The sequence below is a fragment of the Gammaproteobacteria bacterium genome (assembly GCA_034522055.1).
In the GTDB taxonomy this organism is placed as follows: domain Bacteria; phylum Pseudomonadota; class Gammaproteobacteria; order JAABTG01; family JAABTG01; genus JAABTG01.
The window spans coordinates 1,157,200-1,177,724 of record JAXHLS010000006.1; the positions used below are offsets into that span (position 1 = coordinate 1,157,200).

The 20,525-nt window shown below is 62.3% G+C and carries 17 protein-coding genes and 1 pseudogene; 9 read left to right on the forward strand and 9 right to left on the reverse strand.

From position 1 onward, the window contains the following. Window positions 1-30 precede the first annotated feature (30 nt). On the reverse strand, window positions 31-573 hold the full coding sequence (locus tag U5S82_24115) for a hypothetical protein (protein MDZ7754652.1): 543 nt from the start codon (window positions 571-573) through the stop codon (window positions 31-33). 318 nt (window positions 574-891) lie between these two features. Between U5S82_24115 and U5S82_24120 the strand changes: the two genes are divergently transcribed. The 4 genes from U5S82_24120 to U5S82_24135 all read left to right on the forward strand — a co-directional run bounded on the left by U5S82_24120 (window position 892) and on the right by U5S82_24135 (window position 3,190). Continuing rightward, entirely contained in the window at window positions 892-1,701 is an 810-nt protein-coding gene (locus U5S82_24120) for a transglutaminase family protein (protein MDZ7754653.1), read from the forward strand. A 131-nt stretch (window positions 1,702-1,832) separates the two neighbouring features. Beyond that, window positions 1,833-2,108 carry a hypothetical protein gene (locus U5S82_24125; GenBank protein ID MDZ7754654.1) on the forward strand — a complete coding sequence of 92 codons (276 nt, stop codon included), beginning with the start codon at window positions 1,833-1,835 and terminating at the stop codon, window positions 2,106-2,108. Window positions 2,109-2,451: 343 nt separating this feature from the next. After that, complete coding sequence (locus U5S82_24130; GenBank protein ID MDZ7754655.1) at window positions 2,452-2,778, forward strand: hypothetical protein; 327 nt, start codon at window positions 2,452-2,454, stop codon at window positions 2,776-2,778. After that, window positions 2,759-3,190: a hypothetical protein gene (locus U5S82_24135; protein ID MDZ7754656.1), complete on the forward strand. Its 432-nt coding sequence runs from the start codon at window positions 2,759-2,761 to the stop codon at window positions 3,188-3,190. Before U5S82_24130 ends, U5S82_24135 begins: the two co-directional genes overlap by 20 nt. Window positions 3,191-3,356: 166 nt before the next feature. Here U5S82_24135 and U5S82_24140 read toward each other — a convergent pair whose 3' ends face one another. From U5S82_24140 to U5S82_24165, 6 genes are all read right to left on the reverse strand, one after another. After that, window positions 3,357-3,830, reverse strand: coding sequence for a hypothetical protein (locus U5S82_24140; GenBank protein MDZ7754657.1), 474 nt, complete (start codon window positions 3,828-3,830; stop codon window positions 3,357-3,359). Window positions 3,831-4,294: 464 nt separating this feature from the next. Beyond that, on the reverse strand, window positions 4,295-4,870 hold the full coding sequence (locus U5S82_24145; GenBank protein ID MDZ7754658.1) for a hypothetical protein: 576 nt from the start codon (window positions 4,868-4,870) through the stop codon (window positions 4,295-4,297). Between the two features lie 346 nt (window positions 4,871-5,216). After that, the gene (locus tag U5S82_24150) at window positions 5,217-5,777 is read right to left on the reverse strand and encodes a transposase (protein MDZ7754659.1); all 561 of its coding nucleotides are present in this window, start codon (window positions 5,775-5,777) and stop codon (window positions 5,217-5,219) included. After that, on the reverse strand, window positions 5,771-6,331 hold the full coding sequence (locus tag U5S82_24155; protein MDZ7754660.1) for a transposase zinc-binding domain-containing protein: 561 nt from the start codon (window positions 6,329-6,331) through the stop codon (window positions 5,771-5,773). The genes U5S82_24150 and U5S82_24155 overlap by 7 nt, the downstream gene beginning before the upstream one ends. A gap of 10 nt (window positions 6,332-6,341) precedes the next feature. Further along, entirely contained in the window at window positions 6,342-7,199 is an 858-nt protein-coding gene (locus U5S82_24160; protein ID MDZ7754661.1) for a site-specific integrase, read from the reverse strand. 483 nt (window positions 7,200-7,682) lie between these two features. Beyond that, the gene (locus tag U5S82_24165; protein ID MDZ7754662.1) at window positions 7,683-11,300 is read right to left on the reverse strand and encodes a hypothetical protein; all 3,618 of its coding nucleotides are present in this window, start codon (window positions 11,298-11,300) and stop codon (window positions 7,683-7,685) included. Between the two features lie 575 nt (window positions 11,301-11,875). Between U5S82_24165 and U5S82_24170 the strand changes: the two genes are divergently transcribed. Further along, window positions 11,876-12,001, forward strand: coding sequence for a hypothetical protein (locus U5S82_24170; protein ID MDZ7754663.1), 126 nt, complete (start codon window positions 11,876-11,878; stop codon window positions 11,999-12,001). A gap of 55 nt (window positions 12,002-12,056) precedes the next feature. Here U5S82_24170 and U5S82_24175 read toward each other — a convergent pair whose 3' ends face one another. After that, window positions 12,057-13,826 carry a S8 family serine peptidase gene (locus tag U5S82_24175; protein ID MDZ7754664.1) on the reverse strand — a complete coding sequence of 590 codons (1,770 nt, stop codon included), beginning with the start codon at window positions 13,824-13,826 and terminating at the stop codon, window positions 12,057-12,059. Between the two features lie 407 nt (window positions 13,827-14,233). On the opposite strand from U5S82_24175, the gene U5S82_24180 reads away from it, so the two are divergent. From U5S82_24180 to U5S82_24195, 4 genes and pseudogenes are all read left to right on the forward strand, one after another. Next, window positions 14,234-14,506, forward strand: a complete 273-nt coding sequence (locus U5S82_24180) for a BrnT family toxin (protein MDZ7754665.1) — start codon at window positions 14,234-14,236, stop codon at window positions 14,504-14,506. Then, the gene (locus U5S82_24185; GenBank protein ID MDZ7754666.1) at window positions 14,475-14,756 is read left to right on the forward strand and encodes a helix-turn-helix domain-containing protein; all 282 of its coding nucleotides are present in this window, start codon (window positions 14,475-14,477) and stop codon (window positions 14,754-14,756) included. Before U5S82_24180 ends, U5S82_24185 begins: the two co-directional genes overlap by 32 nt. An 873-nt stretch (window positions 14,757-15,629) precedes the next feature. Next, window positions 15,630-17,087, forward strand: a pseudogene (locus U5S82_24190) (IS3 family transposase). Between the two features lie 60 nt (window positions 17,088-17,147). Then, entirely contained in the window at window positions 17,148-17,546 is a 399-nt protein-coding gene (locus U5S82_24195) for a PEP-CTERM sorting domain-containing protein (GenBank protein MDZ7754667.1), read from the forward strand. A 73-nt stretch (window positions 17,547-17,619) separates the two neighbouring features. Here U5S82_24195 and U5S82_24200 read toward each other — a convergent pair whose 3' ends face one another. Beyond that, entirely contained in the window at window positions 17,620-20,136 is a 2,517-nt protein-coding gene (locus tag U5S82_24200; protein MDZ7754668.1) for a glycogen/starch/alpha-glucan phosphorylase, read from the reverse strand. Between the last annotated feature and the right edge of the window lie 389 nt (window positions 20,137-20,525).

The following is a 20,525-nucleotide window of genomic DNA, read 5'->3' on the forward strand; positions in this document are numbered from 1 at the left end:
GACTGCGGCCGCAACCGGCGGCCCGGCCGGTCAGTCGCCGCGTTGTCCGGTGCGCTCCTCCAGGGTCTGGAGGACCCCAGCGACGAACTTTTCCGAATAGCCGGAGATGAAGCACCACACCAGCAACTTGCCGAAATCCTGCACCGATTCTGGTCTTAGCTGCAGGATGATCGGCACCGAGAGGGTCCCTCCCTCCACCGAGGGCGCGGTAAAATTGGGAAACAGATTGCTCGTGAACAAACCGTTTCCGCCCTCCCCGGTGAGAATGCCGGACATGAAGAACAGATAGGCGATGGCCGCCATCAAGCCCCCGTAAAGCATCGGCATGAGGGACGACACCCACGAGTCCGCAAACTCATCGATGACCGCCTGGCGCTCGGCCCTCAGGCGTCGCAGCAGGGAGATACTGCCCCCCAGCGCGCCGGTCAGGAAGGCGAAGGGAAAGGAGCCGAGGTGCTGGGTAAAGAGCACACCCACGAGCACCATGGCGCCCACCGCCGCCAGGAGGCCCAGCTGGGCCACGAAAAGACGCCGAATGACCTTCTGCGTGCGTGGATTGCGCGTATCACTCATGGGTCGCAAACGAAACCGGGGTGGATGGGATACGTGAATGATTCTGCCATAATTCCCACTATGGTGCGGCAGCCATGCTCCGGAAAGTCCACGATGGTTCGATGCAGACCTCCCTGGAAGGGCGACGGCAACCCCGGCCCTCTTCCTGCGCCCAGGGTCCCTGGTCCAGGGTGAATAGTCGTAGCGCCGGCCCCCGTACCCTGTTCATACTCGAGGGCATCACCCTGGCCGGTCCGAGGCATAAGACGGCCGGACGGCCGCGAGACCTTTCCCCCGCCCGGCGGACAGTCCGGCCATCAACCCGCAAGGAGATGTTCGATGTGGCTACATGCGTCATGCTCGCTGGAATTTGAATTACCGGAAGCCACCCCCTTTATCTTCATGCTGCGCCCGCGCAGTGGCTCGCAGCAGTGGGTGGCGCGCGAGCAGTACATCTTCCGCCCGAGCGTCGCCGCAGCCGAGTTCACGGACGGCTTCGGCAATCTGTGCCAGCGCCTCGTGGCGCCGGCGGGCGCCTTCGCCGTCCACACGGCCGCGGACATCCTGGCCGAGGACGCCTGTGACGCGGCACCGGGGGCTGCCTTCGTGCCCGTCGATCAACTCCCCGAGGACACCCTGCCCTTCCTGCTTCCGAGCCGCTACTGCGAGTCGGACCGATTCACGGACATGGCCTGGTCCCTCGCTGCCGAGTGCGCTCCGGGCTATGACCAGTGCAGCGCCATCGTCGACTACATCCGGCGCACCCTGGCCTACACGCCGGGCGCCGGGCCGTACAACGTCAGTGCCTGCGAGATCAACGGTGCATCGACAGCGGTGTGCCGCGACATGGCCCACCTCGGCATCGCCCTGTGTCGCGCCCTGTCCATACCGGCTCGCATGGTGGTGGGCTACCTCGAAGGGCTCGAGCCGATGGATCTCCATGCCTGGTTCGAGGCCTACGTGGGGGGACGCTGGTTTACCTTCGACCCCACCAGCGCACACCTCAAGGGTGGACGCGTCGCCCTTGCCTACGGCCGGGATGCCGCGGACGTCGCCGTCTATACCCAATTCGGATCCCCCGTGCCCCTGGTGGGGATGCATGTGAACCTCGTGCACCGGCCGGCGCCCCCTGCCTTACTCTACCCGTGATGCGCCGGCGCCAGAGGATAACGGACGCAGGGGCCATCACCCCCCTCTGGCAGGCCCGATCCGCCTGTGGCCCGTAATGCCCAATCGGATTATGTTCAACCTTTGACCATCCAACGGACCCCGACCCCACCATGACCGGACTGACACGCATCCTGCTGGCGGCGGCCTTCGTCGCCCTGGCGTCCACCAGCCACGCCCAAGGGGGTGCTGCAACGCCGCCGCCCGCCGCGCAGCCCCGTCACCCGGAGCACATCCGCGCCGTGCTCGAGGTGCTCGCCGAGCCTGAGAGCATCGCCAACCTCGCGTCCTTCACCAAGGGCTACTACGAGGCCCTGCTGGCGGCTGGGTTCACCCAGGACCAGGCCGTGCGCATCGTCGTGGGCACGGGGGTCCCGGGGCTCGACTGAAGGCCCTGGCCCTTCCGGGGCCGTGGTTCCGATGCAGACCGCCAAGGCACCCCCTGGCGGTACCCGCCACGGCAACACTACTTCCGGTTCCGGGCCCGGGGGGACGCTACACTTGCCGGGGGCTCCAACCAGGCGCAGCGCCATGGCACGACCATCCCTATGGGGTCTCCGGGGTCCCTGGAACTGGGCTCCAATGGAAGCCCGCCTTCACAGCCGCCTGGACTGGCCGCCTCCGCGGACGGGCCGACATCGACGGGCCCAGCAAGCCGCCGTGAAGAGCGTATTTTGCTAAGATCACAGTATACGCTTATCCGCCATCGATCATCCGTCAGGCTCCTAAACCTTGAGCCACTCTGAGGAACCACTCTCCACCCGCGATCGCCGCTCGATCGCCTTCCACGCCATCGTGCGCGACCGATTGCTGGCCGAGCCGGATGCGGTCCTTGGCAAGGCACGGAGCAATCTCGTTCGCTGGGGGTCCCGATACCGGGATCCACCACCCTGCATGAAAGCGTGGGACGCGATCCTCCAACAGGATCTGGAAAACATCGTGGCCGTGCTCGAAGGGCTGGATGAACAATCCATCCTGCTCCGATCGTCGAGCCCGTTTGCAGGACTCGTCACACCCGCGGAACGATGGAGGATCCTCCGTGAAGAGAAACAACCTTGAGCATCCAATCCGCGCGGCCGGGGCGATCACCCAATCCCAAACCATTATCGTTCTGGGCAGCCAGTCAATTCTCGGGAAATACCCCGATGCGCCGAACACCGTGCTTATGTCCATGGAAGCCGATCTCATACCTGCCGAACATCCTGATCGATGGAACCTCCTCGATGGCACCATCGGCGAGATGTCGCCTTTCCACGAGTCCTTCGGCTATTACGCCGACGGCGTGGAGGAATCCACAGCGGTCCTTCCCGCCAAATGGCCACGTGTCCCATCCGCTGCGGTCGCAGCCTCGAAGCCACCAGACGTCAGCCCACCGGCAGGGGCGGCACCGCGTTCAGACGCCAGATCTCCGCGTTCTACTCAGCCATGGTGCGGTCGGTGGTCCGTTCGAGGAACACCCCTTAATACTTGATCTCCAACAGCGGCACGACACAAAACGAGCGACAAACAATCAGTATCGACCTTCCTGAATTGTTTCGCTTCTGGGAAAAGCGAGCGTAACGTCTCACAACAGAAGCGCGGTACTGTTTGCCGCGTCCCAGCCGCGTAGCGGTGAGCTGGTTGTGATTGTCATGCAGCTATACATCCACCACCTCAACAACAATCTCTGCCGGAAGCGGGCCATAATCTTGGGCTACAAGTATTATCTCGCGATCTCCGGGTATGGCCGGTTTAGTAGCATACGTTGATACTTCATGGGCGGTCACCCCATGCACAGAAAGTAGCGCCGTATCTATTTTGTATACAATCCCATTTGGATATTTGCCACCATGCGTAGCGTACCTTTTTGCGTTTTCTCGCACTGGTGTCGTTGAGACGCCTGACGTAGGATTTTTCGAACTATTGCGTTGATGTTTAATCACAGCATTAGTCTCAGATGCACCATAAGTAGACCCGTCTCCGTAGTATGAGTCCTTTTCCGGATCTCCAGTACTGCCATAATAGATTGGCTTCTTGAACTCTTCCCCGGGGGATCTAGGTATAAGCCTCCCATTGGACGCTTCATGCATCTCAGGATTAACTCCTCGGTAAAGATATGCCGGCATGTTCATCTGTGCTGCATAACATTTGCCTAAGCCGCCGCTTTAGCCAGCTGTCAAAAGCGCCCTGCAATTCACTCGCCACAGAACTCTTTAAGTCTTCCGCGAGCAATTATGGCGGCGGGCGCGTGCCAGTCTTCCGGATTCGCCCGGAGGTAGCTTTCAAAGATCGCTCTAAGTTGCCGAAATTCGTGCTCCCGTATACATGTAGCAAGCCATGGCCCCGTTTCACCGCTGCCAGGCAACGACTCCGCGATCGTTCCATCCAAGACACCCATCAACCAGACTCCTTTTTTTTCGTTATCACTCATGTCCACGTAGTCGCTGCCAGTCACGTACCCCAGAGCTACACTGGCTGCGTTGCACCATACGAACATCAGACAGACCAGAACCGCTAATCTCATGTTGTTCCTTGGGGGCCTTTTTACCGGTTGGCTACGCCGCTCAAGGTCACGAGCGTCGGCTTGAGCCTCTGGTTATGCGAAATCTTGGAAACCGATGTACGCATCGACGGCTCCCCAGATAAAAGTGCCATATGCCGCAAGCCCCAAGATGATACACGCAATGTTGAGCACCCATCCGGTCTTTCGAGACCACGGTTTGTCTGAGGCATAGAACCACTGGCTAAGGTACGTAAACCCTGATGTTAACCCTGCAAGGAAAACTCCGACGGTGAAAATCATTAGTGACCCAGAGAATGCGGATAGCTTCCCGGGGTTTTCTGTTGTCAACTTACCGAGGAACGCCAAAAGCGCCACGATAGCTCCACCGTTCATCAGTAACGCGGTCCGCAGGGCATTCTGACCGGCCGTAATCACGGATCGGAACATCTCGAGATTCGACGCCTGAATCGCTTTACGCTCCTCGAGTGAAGACTGCCATTGCGCCCGAATTTGTTCCCTATGAAAAGGCTCGACCTCTTCGTCCGGGGAGTTCAGAACTTGATCCAGATAGGCAATCAAATCATCGCATTTTATTGCGTCCTTACCCTGTTGCTCCTGCAAGTGCACGACTTCGTCACGTAGGTTTTTGGCTAGACTTTTGGCCGACATGAATGTCCTTGTATTGCATAACTCATAAGCATTTATCCGCCGTGCGCAGCATGGCGGATAAATGTCTGTTGGACTAAGCCGCCCATCAGACCGGCACGGACTGATCTATAGGGAAATGTATTACGCGGGGTGGGTGCGATGCGCCGGCGGTGGCGCAGATCGGGGCGGTGGTCGTGGCCGGCGAGGTCTTTTCGTCCATGTCTTCGGGCCCTGCAACGTGCGATAGGTGGTCATTCTCTCGCCATTTCTGCGCAAAATCCAATGTCCGGACGAGCGCAACCGCGGCCCCGCTGCGGGACCGTCCCACCTCGGTCAAGACCGCAGGCCTTTATCCTGTTCTACGGCCTCAGTGTCGCGTGTCGGGCGGTCTCCAGGATGCTCGACTGGGCGCAATCTGCGCGGTGATGTACAGCCGCCCGGTCCGGCACTGCGGGCAGGGATAGTCGACGCTGTCGTGGTGTGCGGTGCCGTCGTCCTTCTCCGGTGGGACGGGGACGGCCAGGGCCTCACGGATCCGGGCGAGCTTCTCCCGGCGGCCGCGGTTGGCCAGGAAGCCGAAGTGACGAATGCGCATCAGCCCTTTCGGCAGGACATGCATCAGGAAGCGGCGCACGAACTCTTCGCCCTCCAGGGACAATGTCTTATGTCGGTCACGGTCGCGGTAGTCCTTGTACCGAATGGTCACCCGTTCGTCGTCGACCGCGAGGATCCGCGCTGGGGTGATCGCGATGCGGTGGGTGTAACGGGCCAGGTAGTCGACGACGGTGGCGGTATGGTCGAGACAGTGTTTGGTGTAGACCACCCAGTCAACGGCCATCAAGGCGTCGAGTACGGCATCGACCTCGCCGTCGCGCGTGACACGGTGCAGGTCGCCCTGGGTCGCGGCCTGGCGCAGCCGGGTCACCATCCGCCCCGGAAGTGCCGCGAGAGCGCCTTGACCGGAAACAGGTAGGTGCTCTTCGCCGCCCGCCACTGGCCGTCACCGCCCAGCGCCCCGCCCGGTACCAGGCAGTGCAGGTGCACATGGCGGCTCAGGTTCTGGCCCCAGGTGTGCAGCACCGCGCTCATGCCCATCTCACCGCCCAGACGCTTGGGATCCTGGCCGAACGCCTTGAGGGTGGACCAGGCCGCCTGAAAGAGCAGGCGGTAGATCACCTCCGGGTGCAGTGCCACCCAGCCGTTGAGGGTATGTGGCAGGGTGAAGACCAGATGGTAATAGGTCACCGGCAGGATGTGCCCCTGCTGACGCGCGGCCCATTGGCGGGTCGCCCGTCCCTGGCACTGCGGGCAGTGCCGGTCGCGGCAACCGTGATACCAAACCTCTTCGTCACCGCAGGCGCCGCAGCGCAGCCGCACCCCGCCCATCGCCTCGGTTCGGCAGGCCTGCAGATGGCCACAGACCTTGCGCCGCTGGTAATCCAGCGTGTCAGCGCGCAGGAAGCGGTTCAGAATCCCTTGCACAGTGGCCGCCTCAGTCATGACCCACCCCCAGTCCCGCGATCAGATCGGACACCCCCTGCGCAGCGCCGCGCTGCTCGGGTACCCAATGCACGTAGCGCATCGTCGATTGCAGGTTGCCGTGGCCGAGCAGGCGTTGCAGCCGGTGGACCGGCAGGCCGCTCTCCAGTTGATGGGTCGCATAGGCGTGACGCAGGCTGTGGATGCCGCCGATCTTCTCCACTCTGGCCCGGTTCTTGGCGCGACCGAACACCCGCTGGGCGCTGGCGATACTGAGAGGGGTCGTCGTATCGCTTCCGCTGGGAAAGAGCCACGTGGGGGGGCGGTAAACCGCCCAGTAACGGCGCAGCGCGTGAAGCAGGCCGGGCGAAAGGGTGACCAGCCGGTCCTTCGCCCCCTTGCCCTGCTCGATGCGCAGCAGCCCGCGTTCGCCATCGATATCACGCACCCGCACTCGCACCACCTCGCTCACCCGCAGGCCGCAGCCGTAGCAGGTCTGAAGCAGCATGCGGTGCTTGGGGTTGGTACACGCCACCAGAATGCGCCCCACCTCATCGCGGGTCAGCAACTCGGGGATCCGTTGGGCCCGCTTCGGCATCACGAAGGACACATCGAACGACGGCCACTTCAGCACCTGCACATAGAGGAAGCGCACCGCACCGTGGTGAACCCGGCAGGTCGAACCGGATAGCGAACGCTCGACGGCCAGATACCTGAACCAGGCCTCCAGCTCTTCGAGGCTCAACTGACTCGGCGAACGCCCGTAGTACCGCGCCAGGGCGGTAACCGCTGCCAGGTAACTCTGATGGGTACGCACTGAAAAGCCACGCTGGCGCATGGCATCAATCATCTGCTGACGCAAGGGTGTCATCGTCGTCTCTCCTCTCAGTCAGACCCACATCGGGTCAACTGAGAGTGTTGACGACGGAAGAACCGCCGGCGTTTATCGAAGGGGAGCTACCGCGGAGCGGTTTAGTTCAACAGGTGAGTATGTGGACGACACAAATATCGTGCATTGTCGCTGCTACCGATACTGGGATAGGGAGCGAAGGTTTTAGCGAAATGTTGCATTTAGAAATTGCCAGGACCCCTCCTAATTATAAATTTTAGCTCAACACGCTAGGTGGAACGGGTTTCGCTCGTAGAAGAAGCGAGCGCTTTTAGGAACACTTTTCCTTCAGCATTCCATGAACTGCTGAAATAGTTCACTCCTGGGAAAAGCGAGCCAACGCCAGCCATAACCGGCGCATTTGTAGTGAGCACAGCGAACGAAAAATGCGTCCGAGCTTGCGGCCTTGTTATGTGTCATACGGTTGGGTAGCGCTCTACCATCGACGCACGGGTGGCCTCCCGCTCAGCGATAGCCACGAATCAATAGCCGCCTTACCTCACGACTGTCGCTCGCCACCGTCATCACGGTCACGACATACCGTTCCAGCCAGGCTGTTCTGGCAATGTCGAGTATCGCCGCCTCTCTGCTGAAGAACCTCAGGTGCGCACCACCATAAGTCTCGACCGTGAATCCCTCGAAGTCCCCGAAGTGGTCGAACAGCAGCCCAGATACCTTGCCCGAATGCCTGCCCGACCCAGCCTTGCCTGGTGGTTCGAGGCCTGAAGTTTTATCTAGCCACTCGTCATCGCCAGGCTCCAGGAACGGATTCATATCAATTGTATCTCCCCCGGTATCTCCAACGTCCTGGTCATCTGCACCCCCGCTGCCATCGTCGTCATCACCAAGTCCCGGGATGGCCGGATTGGGCGACGGATCAATCGAAAACGGATCGATGCCGAATGCGCGGACCTTTTCGGTCATGAGTTCGACGTAACGTCCGAACGTTGCATACCAGCGACTCGTGGGCTTCACGAGACCCGCACGCCAGCGCAGCAGCGCCAGCAGCCGCAGCAACTCCACACGCATCGTCTGTCTATCAGAGACCGGAATGCCCATCTGGAAGGCCCCGATCGTCTCTCGCCATCGCCCCGACGTGCTTGCGAACGTTTTGAGGTCTTCCTTGCTTGGGAGTCTCATCAACAGAGGTTTGTCGGATTTCATGTCGAACACTGACGTGTCGGTCAACAGCACATCTCTATCGCCGATGCGGAACGCACCCCGTGGCAATCCTTCCTGGAATTCGCCATCGACGTCATTCCGATCGAGCAGGCGCAAGGCCTCCGCACGCGAAATCTGGCGCCCTTCGTACTTTGGCGGCCTGCCCCGTCGCTCACGGTAGGTGACCTGGCGGATCGAAACGTCATAGCGTTCCCCTTTCCTGATGCCCGGCGGAAAGTGGGTGCTGACGACACCGGTTTGCCGGACGTGGTGCCTCGGGATCGGCACGTAGCAAACCCCGCCCGCCGGCACTGCCACGGTGTGCTTATCCAGTACGTACAACGCGTGCCGGGCGTAGAAACGATCGGCCAGTTCGATGACCTGTTGCGCGTCCCACGTCGGTATAAACAAAGCGGCAAACGTGCCGTCCGGTGCACCCCGATGCCAGTCGACCAGCAGCTCGTCAGGCCAGTAGTTATCGGCGATCGGCGCCGGCGTCGCCTCTATCTCGAAAGTGTGCAAGGCCATCCGCGAGGCTTCCAGCCCAGGATTGGCGATCTCGCTCATGGCGATATTCCGTTGTGCGAGTTTGTCAGAAGTCGACGGCTTGGCGAAATCGGGAATCGCCGTGCCCTGGTGTTCGATCTGCGCAACGATGCATTGATGCGCACCCATCAGTAGCGATGAACGACCCACGGGCGCAGCAGCCGATCCCGGTTCTGGCGGCAGATACGGAGTATTGAGGTTGGTATCGATCAATGCGCCGAAGAATGTGGATATCTCCTCGCCCGGTACAGGCGCGATCGATACTTCAACGTTGTTCGGGTCGGTCTGCGCGCTGGGAGTGGCCGCGCGCGCAGATGCGAACATCGGAAACGACAGCCATTCGTCACCCGCGGCATTCTCGCCCGGCAGCGCGATGGGATTGGCGCCGGCCGTCTGCAGGTATCCCGCCATGGGCGTGCCATCGATCGGCGTCGCCCCACCGGTGCGCCGGAACGTCAATGCCGCCGTCGTCTGCGTCGTGAAGATCCTAAAGAAGACGCGCACGTTGTTCGCAGCGACCGCCTGGCCGTTCAGGCGTACGCGGGCAATCGCAAAGTTATAGACGGGCTTGCCGCTGGCAGTGGTCGTCGGCAAAGGGCTCAGGGCCGATTCCGCCTGGGTCATCGGGATCCCTTCAAACCCGCCGATCGCCAGCGTACCAAGTACGTTCTGTAGCCAGGTCCGGGCCTGAGCAGGCGTCGCATCCTCGACCAGCGTATGACCGAGATACGGCGTACCTGCCACGACCTTGAATACCCGAACGTCGGAGCTGAGCCAGTGCGTATCGTTACCGTTGGCAAGATCGACCATGAAGGGATTGGCCGCCTTGACGAGTACGATCCACGCCCGGTCAGTAAGCGGATCGGTGACGCCCGTGGGATCGAGCAAGCCATCGATATACAGCGCACGATTCTCGCCGCCGAAGCCGAACGCCGCCATCGGATCGACGGTCACCTCGTACGTGAACGTGAAGCGCTGCAGTCGGTCCAGCAGACCCGGATCGTCGCTGTCAACGTCTGATGCCCGAATGGTGATTCCGTCATCGTCTTCGAGCGTGAGTCCGGGTGCCCACGCGTCCAGTTGTGCCTGCGATGGGCTCAGGGTCGTGATGCCGCCGCCCGGGAACTGGCTGGGCTTGAGTCCGTCGACCGTAACGAGGAAAGCTGCACTGAAAGTACCGCCGGCCGTTGCCTCGTCCTGGCTGAACGTGCTGCGCTCGAGGATAATCTGAATTGCGGGCCTCGGCCGCGCAAGCCACTTAGTGATGTTCAGGTAGACGGCTTTGATATCAGCGAAGGTCGCTTCGGCGCCGGCGTAGCCAAAGCCCTGGCCCTTGGCCGCATCCGGACCAGCCAGGGCAAATTCTGTCGACGTATTGATGTCGGTATCGCCGGTCAGGTTGATGTCGATGTAGTGGTGGAAGGTCGCGCCGGTGACGATTCGCCCGACACCAACGGCTCGGCCGTCGTATGTGCTCAGGGTGTTGACGGTCTTGGGGGTAGGCAACACGTTACTGAGGAAGTCTCCGCCGAACCCGCCGGCCGCGAACTTGGAGAGCTGCGCAAAGGATTGGCCGGTCGCGATGATCTCCGGCAATTCACGGTGACCATCGAGCAACGGAAAATCCGTCAGGGTGCCACCGTCGATGAACGGCTGCAGTTCGGCGCTTCCCAGCGTGTTGCCTTCGTGCATGTGATCCGGGAACACAGTGATATCAGTGCCGTTACGCCGCAGAATGGTATGCGCTGGGGAACTCGTCGGCGTGATCTGCTGCGGAATGGAATCCGATTGGTTCTCGAAGAAGGTGAATTCCTCCGTTTCTCCGCTGTAGTCACTCTGGGGATTCTTCTGTACCGTGTCGGCTTGAAACGAACCCACGACATCATGGTTGAGCGGAAAACCGGCGGGTAGCGTATCGGCCTGCGTGTCGTTCATGCCGAACCAGGTCCGCATCGCCCTGACGCGCTTGATGTGGCCACCGGTATCGGCGCCGATGCTGTCATGGTCACCAGTGGCAAAAACGCCGCCACCCGCATCCATGAAGGCCTCAATCGCCGCGTGTTCGGCGGCGGACAGCAGATGATCGCCGCTTGATCCACCCGTACCAGGCGGGAAGGCGTTCCGCCCATGGTAGCCAAACAACCAGATCACGTCGTAGACAAGCAGATCGTGGCTGGAAAAGTCGAAACCGTTCTCATCGGCCGTGACGTCGGCATCGGGATCGCGATGAGCCTTGTAGACAGTCATGCCCGCGTTTTCGAGTGTCTGCACGAGTGTAGTGAACGTGAAGTCTTGGGCACCCGTATGCGGTTCCGGTGCAGGGGCCTGGTCGAAGCGGTATTCGCCGTCAAGAACCATGAGTACCGAGATAGGCATGTTACAACCCTCCGTAGTTGAGTACAGAAAGAAGAAAAACGAGATTCGCCTCGGACCAAGAGTTTTTTAACCGCGCGGGAAAGCCACCTAGCAGAAGTGCCAGCGACTTTCCGTGTTTAATCACAGAAGATATCCTCGACGCAACGTCCGACCATTGGATACCGCATGTCACCGATATCGCTAGAGGCACCAAACGGATTCATGCTGTGGGTGCCAGCGACTTGCGGATGGTGACAGCTACGAGGCGCAGGACGGGGGCAGAGAGTGGTGGAAGACTTCCATGCGATCCCTGAAACAAGAAGGGCTTGAGAGGGCGAGATGTACCGGGGGATGTCCATGGCGGTCACCATCATTGGTGGGGCCTTGTGCAGATTCTAGTCGCCACCACATCTAGTGCCAACTTGTCCGTCCCCGGATGGCCAAGCACCAAGAGCTTTCGCTAATAGAAGAAGCGAGCGTCTGGGAACGCTGCTCCTTCAGCATTTCATGAACTGCTGAAATATTTCGCTCTTGGGAAAAGTGAGCATCGCCGGGGAGATCGAGGTGCCGCCGGGCCGGATCCTGTTCCTGTCGGAGTGCGCGAGGAACTGGACGCTGCCCGCCGCGCCGGCTGGCAGACCGTGTGGCTCACCCGCGCCGCCTACCCCCCGCTGGCGGCCGCCCACCGGCGGGCGACCCGTTTCGACCAGATACCCCTCTGAGCATGGCACGGGAGGGCATATCCGCCCGGCCTGTGCCGCACCTATCCGCCGGGGATCAAAAGGTCACGGTCACCGTGCTCGAGCAGGTGCTGGTGCCTGCCTCGCAGACCTGGTACGTATAGGAGCCGCCGCCCCGCTGGCGGGTATCGTCGGTATACCCGCCGTCGTTGCGGGTGGTGGTGAGCAAATTGCCATCCCGGGAGATGTCAACATCGGTTAACGTAGCACCGTCCCAGGTCAGGTCCACGTGGTGCACGCCCTTCACCTTGTAGCCCGATGCGCTAAGCGAGATCCCTTCCGTGGTGCTGCTGCTCACCGTAACGTCCTGTTGCTCGGAGCCGGTGGCGCCGTCGTCGTCAGTGACGGTCAGCGTGACCGTGTAAGTACCTTCCGCGCCGTAGGTATGGGAGACGCTCTGGCCGCTCGCCGTGGAGCCGTCCCCGAAATCCCAGGCGTAGACAGAGATTGAGCCGTCGCTGTCTGAGGAATCTGCGCCGTCGAAATCGCAGGCGAGGTCCTTGCAGGTGTAGGAGATGACCGCCGTGGGAGCGGCATTGGTCTCCGTGGCGCCATCCTCGCCCGAGACCAGTAGCGGCGCGTAGATCTCGGAGTTGCTCACGTCGAGAAGCGGCTCTTGGACGCCGTCGCCCGAGTCGTCCGTCCAATTGAGGTTGCCACTTTCCTCCAGTTTTGCCCGGATATCGGCCGGCAGATAGCCCTGGCTGGCCAGGATGGCCGCCGCGCCCGCCGCGTGTGGCGCCGCCATGGAGGTGCCGCTCAGAGTCTCGTACTCGCCTTGCTCGATGGGCATGGTCGAGAGGATGCATACGCCCGGCGCGGCCAGGTCCACCACCGTTCCCCAGTTGCTGAAGTCAGCCAGGGTGTCGTCCTGGTCCGAGCGGCAGGTAGGCGACGCGCCGCCGCCGGCAGCGCCGTCGAAATCGGCCAGCGCCGAGATAGTGATGGCCGCGGGCGAATTGGCAGGGGTGTAGTTCTTGGCGTCGTCGTTGCTGTTGCCCGCGGAGACCACCACCGTGACACCGTTATCCACCGCGTTCTGCACCGCGTCGTTCATGGCCGAGCTGCTGCCCTGGCCGCCGAGGCTCATGTTGATGACCTCGATGTTGCCCTGCGCCACCACCCAGTCGATGCCCTTGATGATGGCCGACAGGGCACCCGAGCCCTCGTAGTCCAGCACCTTGACCGCCCACAGCCGCACCCCGGGCGCCACGCCCACCACGCCGATGCCGTTGTCGAGGGCCCCGACGGTGCCCGCCACGTGGGTGCCGTGGTAGTTGTCGTCGTCGCCGCTCTGGGTATCGTCGCAGACGTATTGCGGCGCCCACGGCGGTCCACCCGAAGTCTCCAGGCAATTGGCGCCGCCCGCCACGTTGAGGTCCGGGTGCTCCACGTCGATGCCCGTATCCAGCACCGCCACGTCCGCCTCCACGCGGTAGTCGTCGACCCCGTCAATGGAGATGGACCCGTTGTCGTCGGCGAACACCCGGTCGATGCCGGTGGGGAGTGTCTGGAAAGCCGTCACCGGGATGTCTTCCTCCACCGATGCGACGCGGGGGTCGTTCTCTAGGCCCCGGAGCGCCGCCCGGGGGATAGTGATGGAGAAGCCCCGGAGCGCGGTCTCGTAGACGTAGCCCACGCGGCCCCCGGTGCCCAACGCCACGTCGGCCGCCACGTTCGCTGGCACGCCGGCGTCGGAGTGGAGCACCACGATGTAGCGGTCCTGAAGCTGGCCGGGCTGCGCCACGACGGGGCCGGACCCGATGGCCGCGGCGAGAAGAATGGAAATGGCGAGAAGAAGTCTCATTGCAGGTTCCCCGGTTGCATGGTGTGGTCACAGTGGCGCCCTCGGCAGCTCACCTGCCGTGGGACTCGCCCTTGAAAAGGGTGTCGTGGGAGTGTAACGACTGCCCTAACCGGAACCGTAGCCCTGACTCGACGCTCCTTCACGACAATGTGACAAGGTTCCCACGGTGGGCACCGGAAGCTTCCCGTTGACTGGCCGCTCAGGGTCGGCAACGGACAGCTATTGGGAGGGCTCGGCCCCGAGCGGTCACCGAAGGACTTCTTACGAGTGACCGGTTGCCTACCCGGTACGGTCATCAAGGGAGCCTGCAAACACCTGTCGCATCGTCACACCATTGGCGGCAGGAATACGGGGAACCCATATGTTTCGCCTTGTATCCACTACGGAATTCCAGTATATTTTCCGCCATGGAAGACAGATTCGATCCCGCGAAGGATGCGGTCAATCAGATCAAGCACCAGCTTTCTCTAGCTTTTGGCGACCGCATTTTCGAGGACGACGATCACCTGATCCTCCCCTCTATCCGCGAGATCGACGGGGAGGAGCGATTCAAGGTGGTCGGTCTGGTGGGGGACAAGCTGTTTACCGGCGTTTTCGTCTGGCGGGACGACCTGCCCCGTTTCATTTCCGTGCGAAGGAGCAACACAGGTGAAGAAAGAGCCTATCATTCTGGCTGCTGATCCGGCGGACCCAGAGGATTTCAATGTAACGCCCGAGGCGTTGGACCGCGGCCAGCGTGCGCGGCTGATCCGCAAGACACGCAGCGGGCTTGGCCTCTCGCAAGCCGAGTTCGCGCGCCGGTTTCGTGTTCCGGTCGGCACCTTGCGGGATTGGGAGCAAGCACGCGTCACGGCTCCGGATTTCGCCGTGGCCTATGTGCGCGTCATCGGGCAGTACCCGGATATCGTGGCGCAGGCCGCCGCCTCCTGAAGCAGGCCGTTACCGCCGGCATGGCGCTGCCGGTCGGGGCAGTCCACCGCCCTCAGGCGCAATGCGAAATTACGCACCGGCCTCGCGGTCCGCAGGACATCCCGTTGCGGACCCTCAGGCGGTAAGGGTGGCCGGTTTGGGTCGAATGCAGACACACTCATCCTGATACAAGGGGTTCGGAAATAGAAGAAGCGAGCGCATCTAGGAACACCCTTCTTTCAGCATTTCATGAACTGCTAAAATATTTCGCTCTTGGGAGAAGCGGACCAAACGGCAGTAAATTCTGGCGCCACTAAAGGGCGCCTAGCAGCCTGTCGGACTTAAGCTTGCGACATGTCTCCTACGTGAAAAGTTGAGCGTTCACGGAAATTGAGTGCCAAAGATTTCGCGGAGCGATGCGCAAATTGTGCAAAAAATGACCAATTCCGGCCGGTGAGACGAAAGTCCGACAGGCTGTTAGGGCACCAAACCCTCAAACGGAACCGTCACTGTCCGCCATCTCGCCCCTACCATTTTGCATGCGTTCCGCTTCCGCCGGGTTAAAGCGCAGTTCGATGAAACGCCAGTGAGGCGCGTCCACGAATTCGCCTATAAGCGATTCACTGGCCGCGCATCGGGCCATCAAGTCCTCGAGAAACGTGAGGGCCTCGGAGTCCAACACCGTGCCGGTCAAACCCTCCGTATCGCGCAGGAACTCCGCGTCGTCCCCCCCGTGCCAATATGAGTTGCGACACCTACCCCCGAGAGATCAGTGAGTAAAGAGGTAGGTATGAAGATCAACCAGCAGTCGAAGGTGCCCATGCACGCAGAGAATGTTTCTTCCGATCCGGGCGCATCGCAAGGAGCCCGTAGGGCGACTGAAGATGCGCCCGGATCGGCGCCGCCCCGATCCCGCCCGGCAGCGATTCCGAGGTGGTGCCGCGTGCGCGTCGCCGCACCTTCACCAACGCCGACAAGCGCCGCATTCTACAGGCCGCTGACCGATGCACCCAGCCCGGAGAAATCGGCGCGCTGATGCGCCGCGAGGGCGTGTACTCATCGTCCCTGAGCACCTGGCGGCGCCAACGTGAAGCCGCAGACCTCGCGGCACTGGCGCCGCAAAAGCGCGGTCCCAAGGTGGATGCTGGCGCGCGCATCGATGCACAGCAGATTGCCCAGCTCACCCGCGAGCGCGACAAGCTGCGCGTCGAACTCGACAAGGCGCAGTTGGTCATCGAGGTCCAAAAAAAAGTTACTGCGCTGCTGGATCTGCTGGCGGCCACCGACAAGCGCGGGAACACTTGATGGCCGCCGCCTTGGAACTCGCCCCCCTCGCTCGGCATCGGCGCAGCATGTCGCGCCATGGACCTGGGGCGTGGCGAGCCTGCACGCCAGAAGGCCCGCGTGCATCGCCGCGCAGTCATGGGGCCGCCTCGGCCACGGGCACCTCGGCCTTGCCCGCCCCTGGCCCTGGATGCCAACGAACGGCAGACGGTCCTGGACACCCTGAACAGCGAACGCTTCGCCGACACCGCGCCGGCGGCTGTGCATGCCACGCTGCTCGACGAGGGCATCTACCTCGCCTCGGTGCGCACTATGTACCGGCTACTGGCGGCCAATGGCGCCAGCCGCGAGCGGCGTAACCAACTCACCCACCCGGCCTATACCAAACCCGAACTGCTGGCCACGGCGCCCAACCAAGTTTGGTCATGGGATATCACGAAACTCAAGGGGCCCGCGAAGTGGACCTGCTTCCATCTCTACGTGATCCTGGATATCTTCAGCCGCTTCGTCGTGGGCTGGCTCATCGCCCCGCGGGAGTCCTCCGAGCTCGCCCAGCAACTCATCGCCGACACGGTGTCCCGGCACAACATCGAGCCCGGCAGGCTGACCCTGCATGCCGACCGGGGTGCGGCCATGCGCTCCAAGCCGGTCGCCAGCCTGCTGGTCGACCTGGATGTCGCCAAGAGCCACAGCCGACCCCATGTCTCGGACGACAACCCGTACTCCGAATCGCAGTTCAAGACCATGAAGTACCGGCCCGCATTCCCCCAGCGCTTCGGCTGCATCGAGGATGCGCGAGCCCACTGTCAAGACTTCTTTGCCTGGTACAACGCCGAGCACTGCCATAGCAGCATCGGCTATATGACACCGCACAGCGTCCACTACGGCTTGGCCGCCGACCTGCGGATCATCCGCCAGGACACTCTGGATGCCGCATTCTTGGCCAACCCCAACCGTTTCAAAAACAAGCGACCCCAACTGCCGTCAATGCCGGCCGCCGTGTGGATCAATCCACCACCCGAGGAGAAAACACCCATCAGTGAACCCATCGCCCGCACACTAAATTAACGTCTACGGGTGTCGCAACTCATATTGGCACGGGGGGGGTCGTGGGCGTCGGCCCTGGAGGTGGGCGACCTGTTTAACGCTCTTACACCCCACCCCGGTGGATTAAACAGTTTTGACGAAGACGACAGCAGTTGGGCCCCTGAATTTTTCGACGACACCGGGTTCGAGCCTACCTTTACTGGCACCAACTTCCGATTTGCTACTGGACTTACGTCCTCACGCCCACCCAACAGCTCGTCTGCGCGCCAGGCCACCCTTAGAGACGCATTTGGCGATAATGACCCGGCGGTCGACCGCGCGATAAACACAGCAACCGCTGCCATTGACAGCTCTTCAGCCCAAATTGGCGGTTGGTTCTACAGATCTCACGCGACAGTCGCCATACCAGAACCTGTTTCACTCAGCTTGCTGGGATTGGGCCTGGCAGGACTGGGTTGGCAAAAGCGCCGCCGCCGATAAGCCCGCACGCCATCGCGGAAATGGGTGTTCGTGCCTATTACTGCGGGAACGGTAGTCGTTCCAACCCACGAAGTCAGGCCATCGGCAAGGGTGGCACGGGATCCAGGCGCCAGATCTCGGCGTTGTACTCAGCCATGGTGCGGTCGGTGGAGAAGCGCCCGCTGAACGCCGTGTTCAAGATGCTCATGCGGGTCCAGTGTTCCCGGTCGCGGTAGGCGGCCGCCGCCTGGGCCTGGGCATCCACGTAGCTGCGGAAGTCGGCGGCGACCATCCACGGGTCATGGGGACTCCTGATGGCCTGCACGAGGGGGTCGTACAACCCGGGCTGGGCCGGATTGAACAGCCCGGATTCCAGCATCTCCATGACCCGGGCCAGGTCCTCGTCGTGGCTTATGATGGCCGCCGGATCGTAGGCCGCGCGGCCCGCCTCCACCTCCTCGGCGGTCAGCCCGAACAGGAAGAAGTTCTGCTCGCCGACCGCTTCCCGGATCTCGATGTTCGCCCCGTCCAGGGTGCCGATGGTGACGGCCCCGTTCATCATGAACTTCATGTTGCCGGTACCCGAGGCCTCCTTGCCGGCGGTGGAGATCTGCTCGGACAGATCCGTGCCGGGGCAGATACGCTCCATGGCGGTGACCCGGTAGTTGGGCACGAAGGCCAGCCGCAGTCGCTCGCCCACGTCCGGATCGGCGTTGACCACGGTGGCCACGTCGTTGACCAGCTTGATGATGCGCTTGGCCATGAAGTAGCCGGGGGCGGCCTTGCCTCCGATGAGCACGCAACGCGGCGTCCACCCGGCGGTGTCGCCGCGCTTGATGCGGTCGTACAGATGGATGACATGCAGCACGTTAAGGAGCTGGCGCTTGTACTCGTGGATGCGCTTGACCTGGACGTCGAACAGGGCCTCAGGATTGAAGCGCACGCCACAATCGGCCTGGACCATCTTTGCCAGGCGGGCCTTGTTGGCCTGTTTCACCGTCTGCCAGCGCTCCCGGAAGGCGGGATCATCGGCATGGGGCACCAGCTCCCGCAGCCGCTCCAGATCCGCGGTCCAGTCCTCGCCGATGGTCTGGCTGATGAGTTCGGCCAGGGCGGGGTTGCAGGCGGCAAGCCAGCGCCGCTGGGTCACGCCATTGGTCTTGTTGTTGAACTTCTCGGGCCAGAGGTCGTGGAAATCCCGGAACAGACCCTGTTGCAGCAGGCGCGAGTGCAGCGCGGCCACGCCGTTGACGGAGAAACTGCCCACGATGGCCAGGTAGGCCATGCGCACCTGGGGCTCGTCGCCCTCCTCGATGAGGGACATGCGGCGAACGCGCCCGACGTCTCCCGGCCAGCGCTCGGCCACCTGTTCGAGGAAGCGGGCGTTGATCTCGTAGATGATCTCCAGCAGCCGGGGCAGGAGCTGGCCGAACAGGCGCACCGGCCACTTTTCCAGGGCCTCGGGAAGCAGCGTGTGGTTGGTATAGGCCATGGTGCGCGAGGTGATGTCCCAGGCCTGATCCCAACCCATGCCGTGCTCGTCCATCAGCAGGCGCATCAGCTCGGGGACCGCACATGAGGGGTGGGTATCGTTGAGCTGGAAGCAGTTCTTATCGGCGAAGGTGCTGAAGTCGTCTCCGTGCCACCGACACCAGTGGGCGAGGATGTCCTGAAGGCTGGCCGAGGCCAGGAAGTATTGCTGGCGCAGCCGCAGCTCCTTGCCGTTCTCGCTGGCGTCGTTGGGATAGAGCACCATGGTGATGTGCTCGGCGGCGTTCTTGGCCGCCACCGACTCGGGGTAGCTGCCGGCGTTGAACTCCCCCAGATCGAACTCGTCGGTGGCCGCCGCCGACCACAGGCGCAGGGTGTTCACGGTACCGTTGCGATAGCCGGGCACGGGTATGTCGTAGGGCACCGCGAGCACGTCGTGGGTGTCCACCCAGCGGGCCTGTTGGGCGCCCTCCGCGGTGAGGTAGAACTCGGAGCGCCCGCCGCTCTTGACGCGGCGGGTGTATTCGGGGCGTTCCAGTTCCCAGGGATTGCCGTCCCGTAGCCAGTGATCGGGCTCCTCGACCTGCTCGCCGTCCTCGATGTGCTGGCGGAACATGCCGTATTCGTAACGGATCCCGTAGCCCTGCACCGGCAGCTGCAGGGTGGCGCAGCTGTCCAGGAAGCAGGCCGCCAGCCGGCCCAGGCCGCCGTTGCCGAGGCCCGCGTCATGCTCGATCTCACGGATCTCCTCCAGCACCAGTCCCAGGTCTGCCAGGGCACGGGTGGCCGCGTCCGTGATCCCCAGATTGAGCATGGCGTTGCCGAGCGTCCGCCCCATGAGGAACTCCAGGGACAGATAGTAGGCCCGCCGGCAGCTCTGCTGCTCGCAGGCATAGCGGGTGTTCTTCCAGCGCTCCATGAGACGGTCCCGCACCATCAGGGCCAGGGCCTCGTAGGCGTAGTGGCCGGACCTGCAGTGCTTGTCCCGCCCCAGGGTGTGGCTGTAGTGGCGACGATAGTCGTGGGAGAGGTCCGCGGGCGCCATGCCCAGGGCAGGCAACTCGGTGAGCTGCGGGCTGGGCGTGCTCTCGCGCATGGGTTTGGAACGGGGAGGAGACATGGTGTGGTCCTTGAACGTGGGCTGCCGGGGAAGGCTATTGCCGATGACGGATTATATCCTATTGACGAAATGACCTATTGACGAAATAGCCTATGGACGTGGCGGCCTATCTAGGTTATGCACTGTAAGAACGCATCAATCGGGAGCACGGGCAATCACCCGTCACAGCGGTGAGCGGCGGCTCCGCCACGAGTCCCAGCGGGAGAGCGAGCACGCCGCCGGCGATGTCGGTGTAGAAAAGCTGGGTGGCGCCGTGCAGGAAGCGCGCCGGGCATGGCAACGGCTAAAAAAGAGTATCAAGGTCAGCACGCAGGGTGGAAGCAGGGCAGCGGTTCCACCGTTCAGGCTGTTCGACTCCGTCCTAGGCGGCAACCATTCATCACCGTGCT

Excerpts from the sequence above, each read along its gene's own strand:
- U5S82_24115 (MDZ7754652.1), bottom strand. The coding sequence starts at position 573 with ATGAGTGATACGCGCAATCCACGCACGCAGAAGGTCATTCGGCGTCTT.
- U5S82_24120 (MDZ7754653.1), top strand. The coding sequence starts at position 892 with ATGTGGCTACATGCGTCATGCTCGCTGGAATTTGAATTACCGGAAGCC.
- U5S82_24125 (MDZ7754654.1), top strand. The coding sequence starts at position 1,833 with ATGACCGGACTGACACGCATCCTGCTGGCGGCGGCCTTCGTCGCCCTG.
- U5S82_24140 (MDZ7754657.1), bottom strand. The coding sequence starts at position 3,830 with ATGAACATGCCGGCATATCTTTACCGAGGAGTTAATCCTGAGATGCAT.
- U5S82_24145 (MDZ7754658.1), bottom strand. The coding sequence starts at position 4,870 with ATGTCGGCCAAAAGTCTAGCCAAAAACCTACGTGACGAAGTCGTGCAC.
- U5S82_24150 (MDZ7754659.1), bottom strand. The coding sequence starts at position 5,777 with ATGGTGACCCGGCTGCGCCAGGCCGCGACCCAGGGCGACCTGCACCGT.
- U5S82_24160 (MDZ7754661.1), bottom strand. The coding sequence starts at position 7,199 with ATGACACCCTTGCGTCAGCAGATGATTGATGCCATGCGCCAGCGTGGC.
- U5S82_24165 (MDZ7754662.1), bottom strand. The coding sequence starts at position 11,300 with ATGCCTATCTCGGTACTCATGGTTCTTGACGGCGAATACCGCTTCGAC.
- U5S82_24175 (MDZ7754664.1), bottom strand. The coding sequence starts at position 13,826 with ATGAGACTTCTTCTCGCCATTTCCATTCTTCTCGCCGCGGCCATCGGG.
- U5S82_24180 (MDZ7754665.1), top strand. The coding sequence starts at position 14,234 with ATGGAAGACAGATTCGATCCCGCGAAGGATGCGGTCAATCAGATCAAG.
- U5S82_24200 (MDZ7754668.1), bottom strand. The coding sequence starts at position 20,136 with ATGTCTCCTCCCCGTTCCAAACCCATGCGCGAGAGCACGCCCAGCCCG.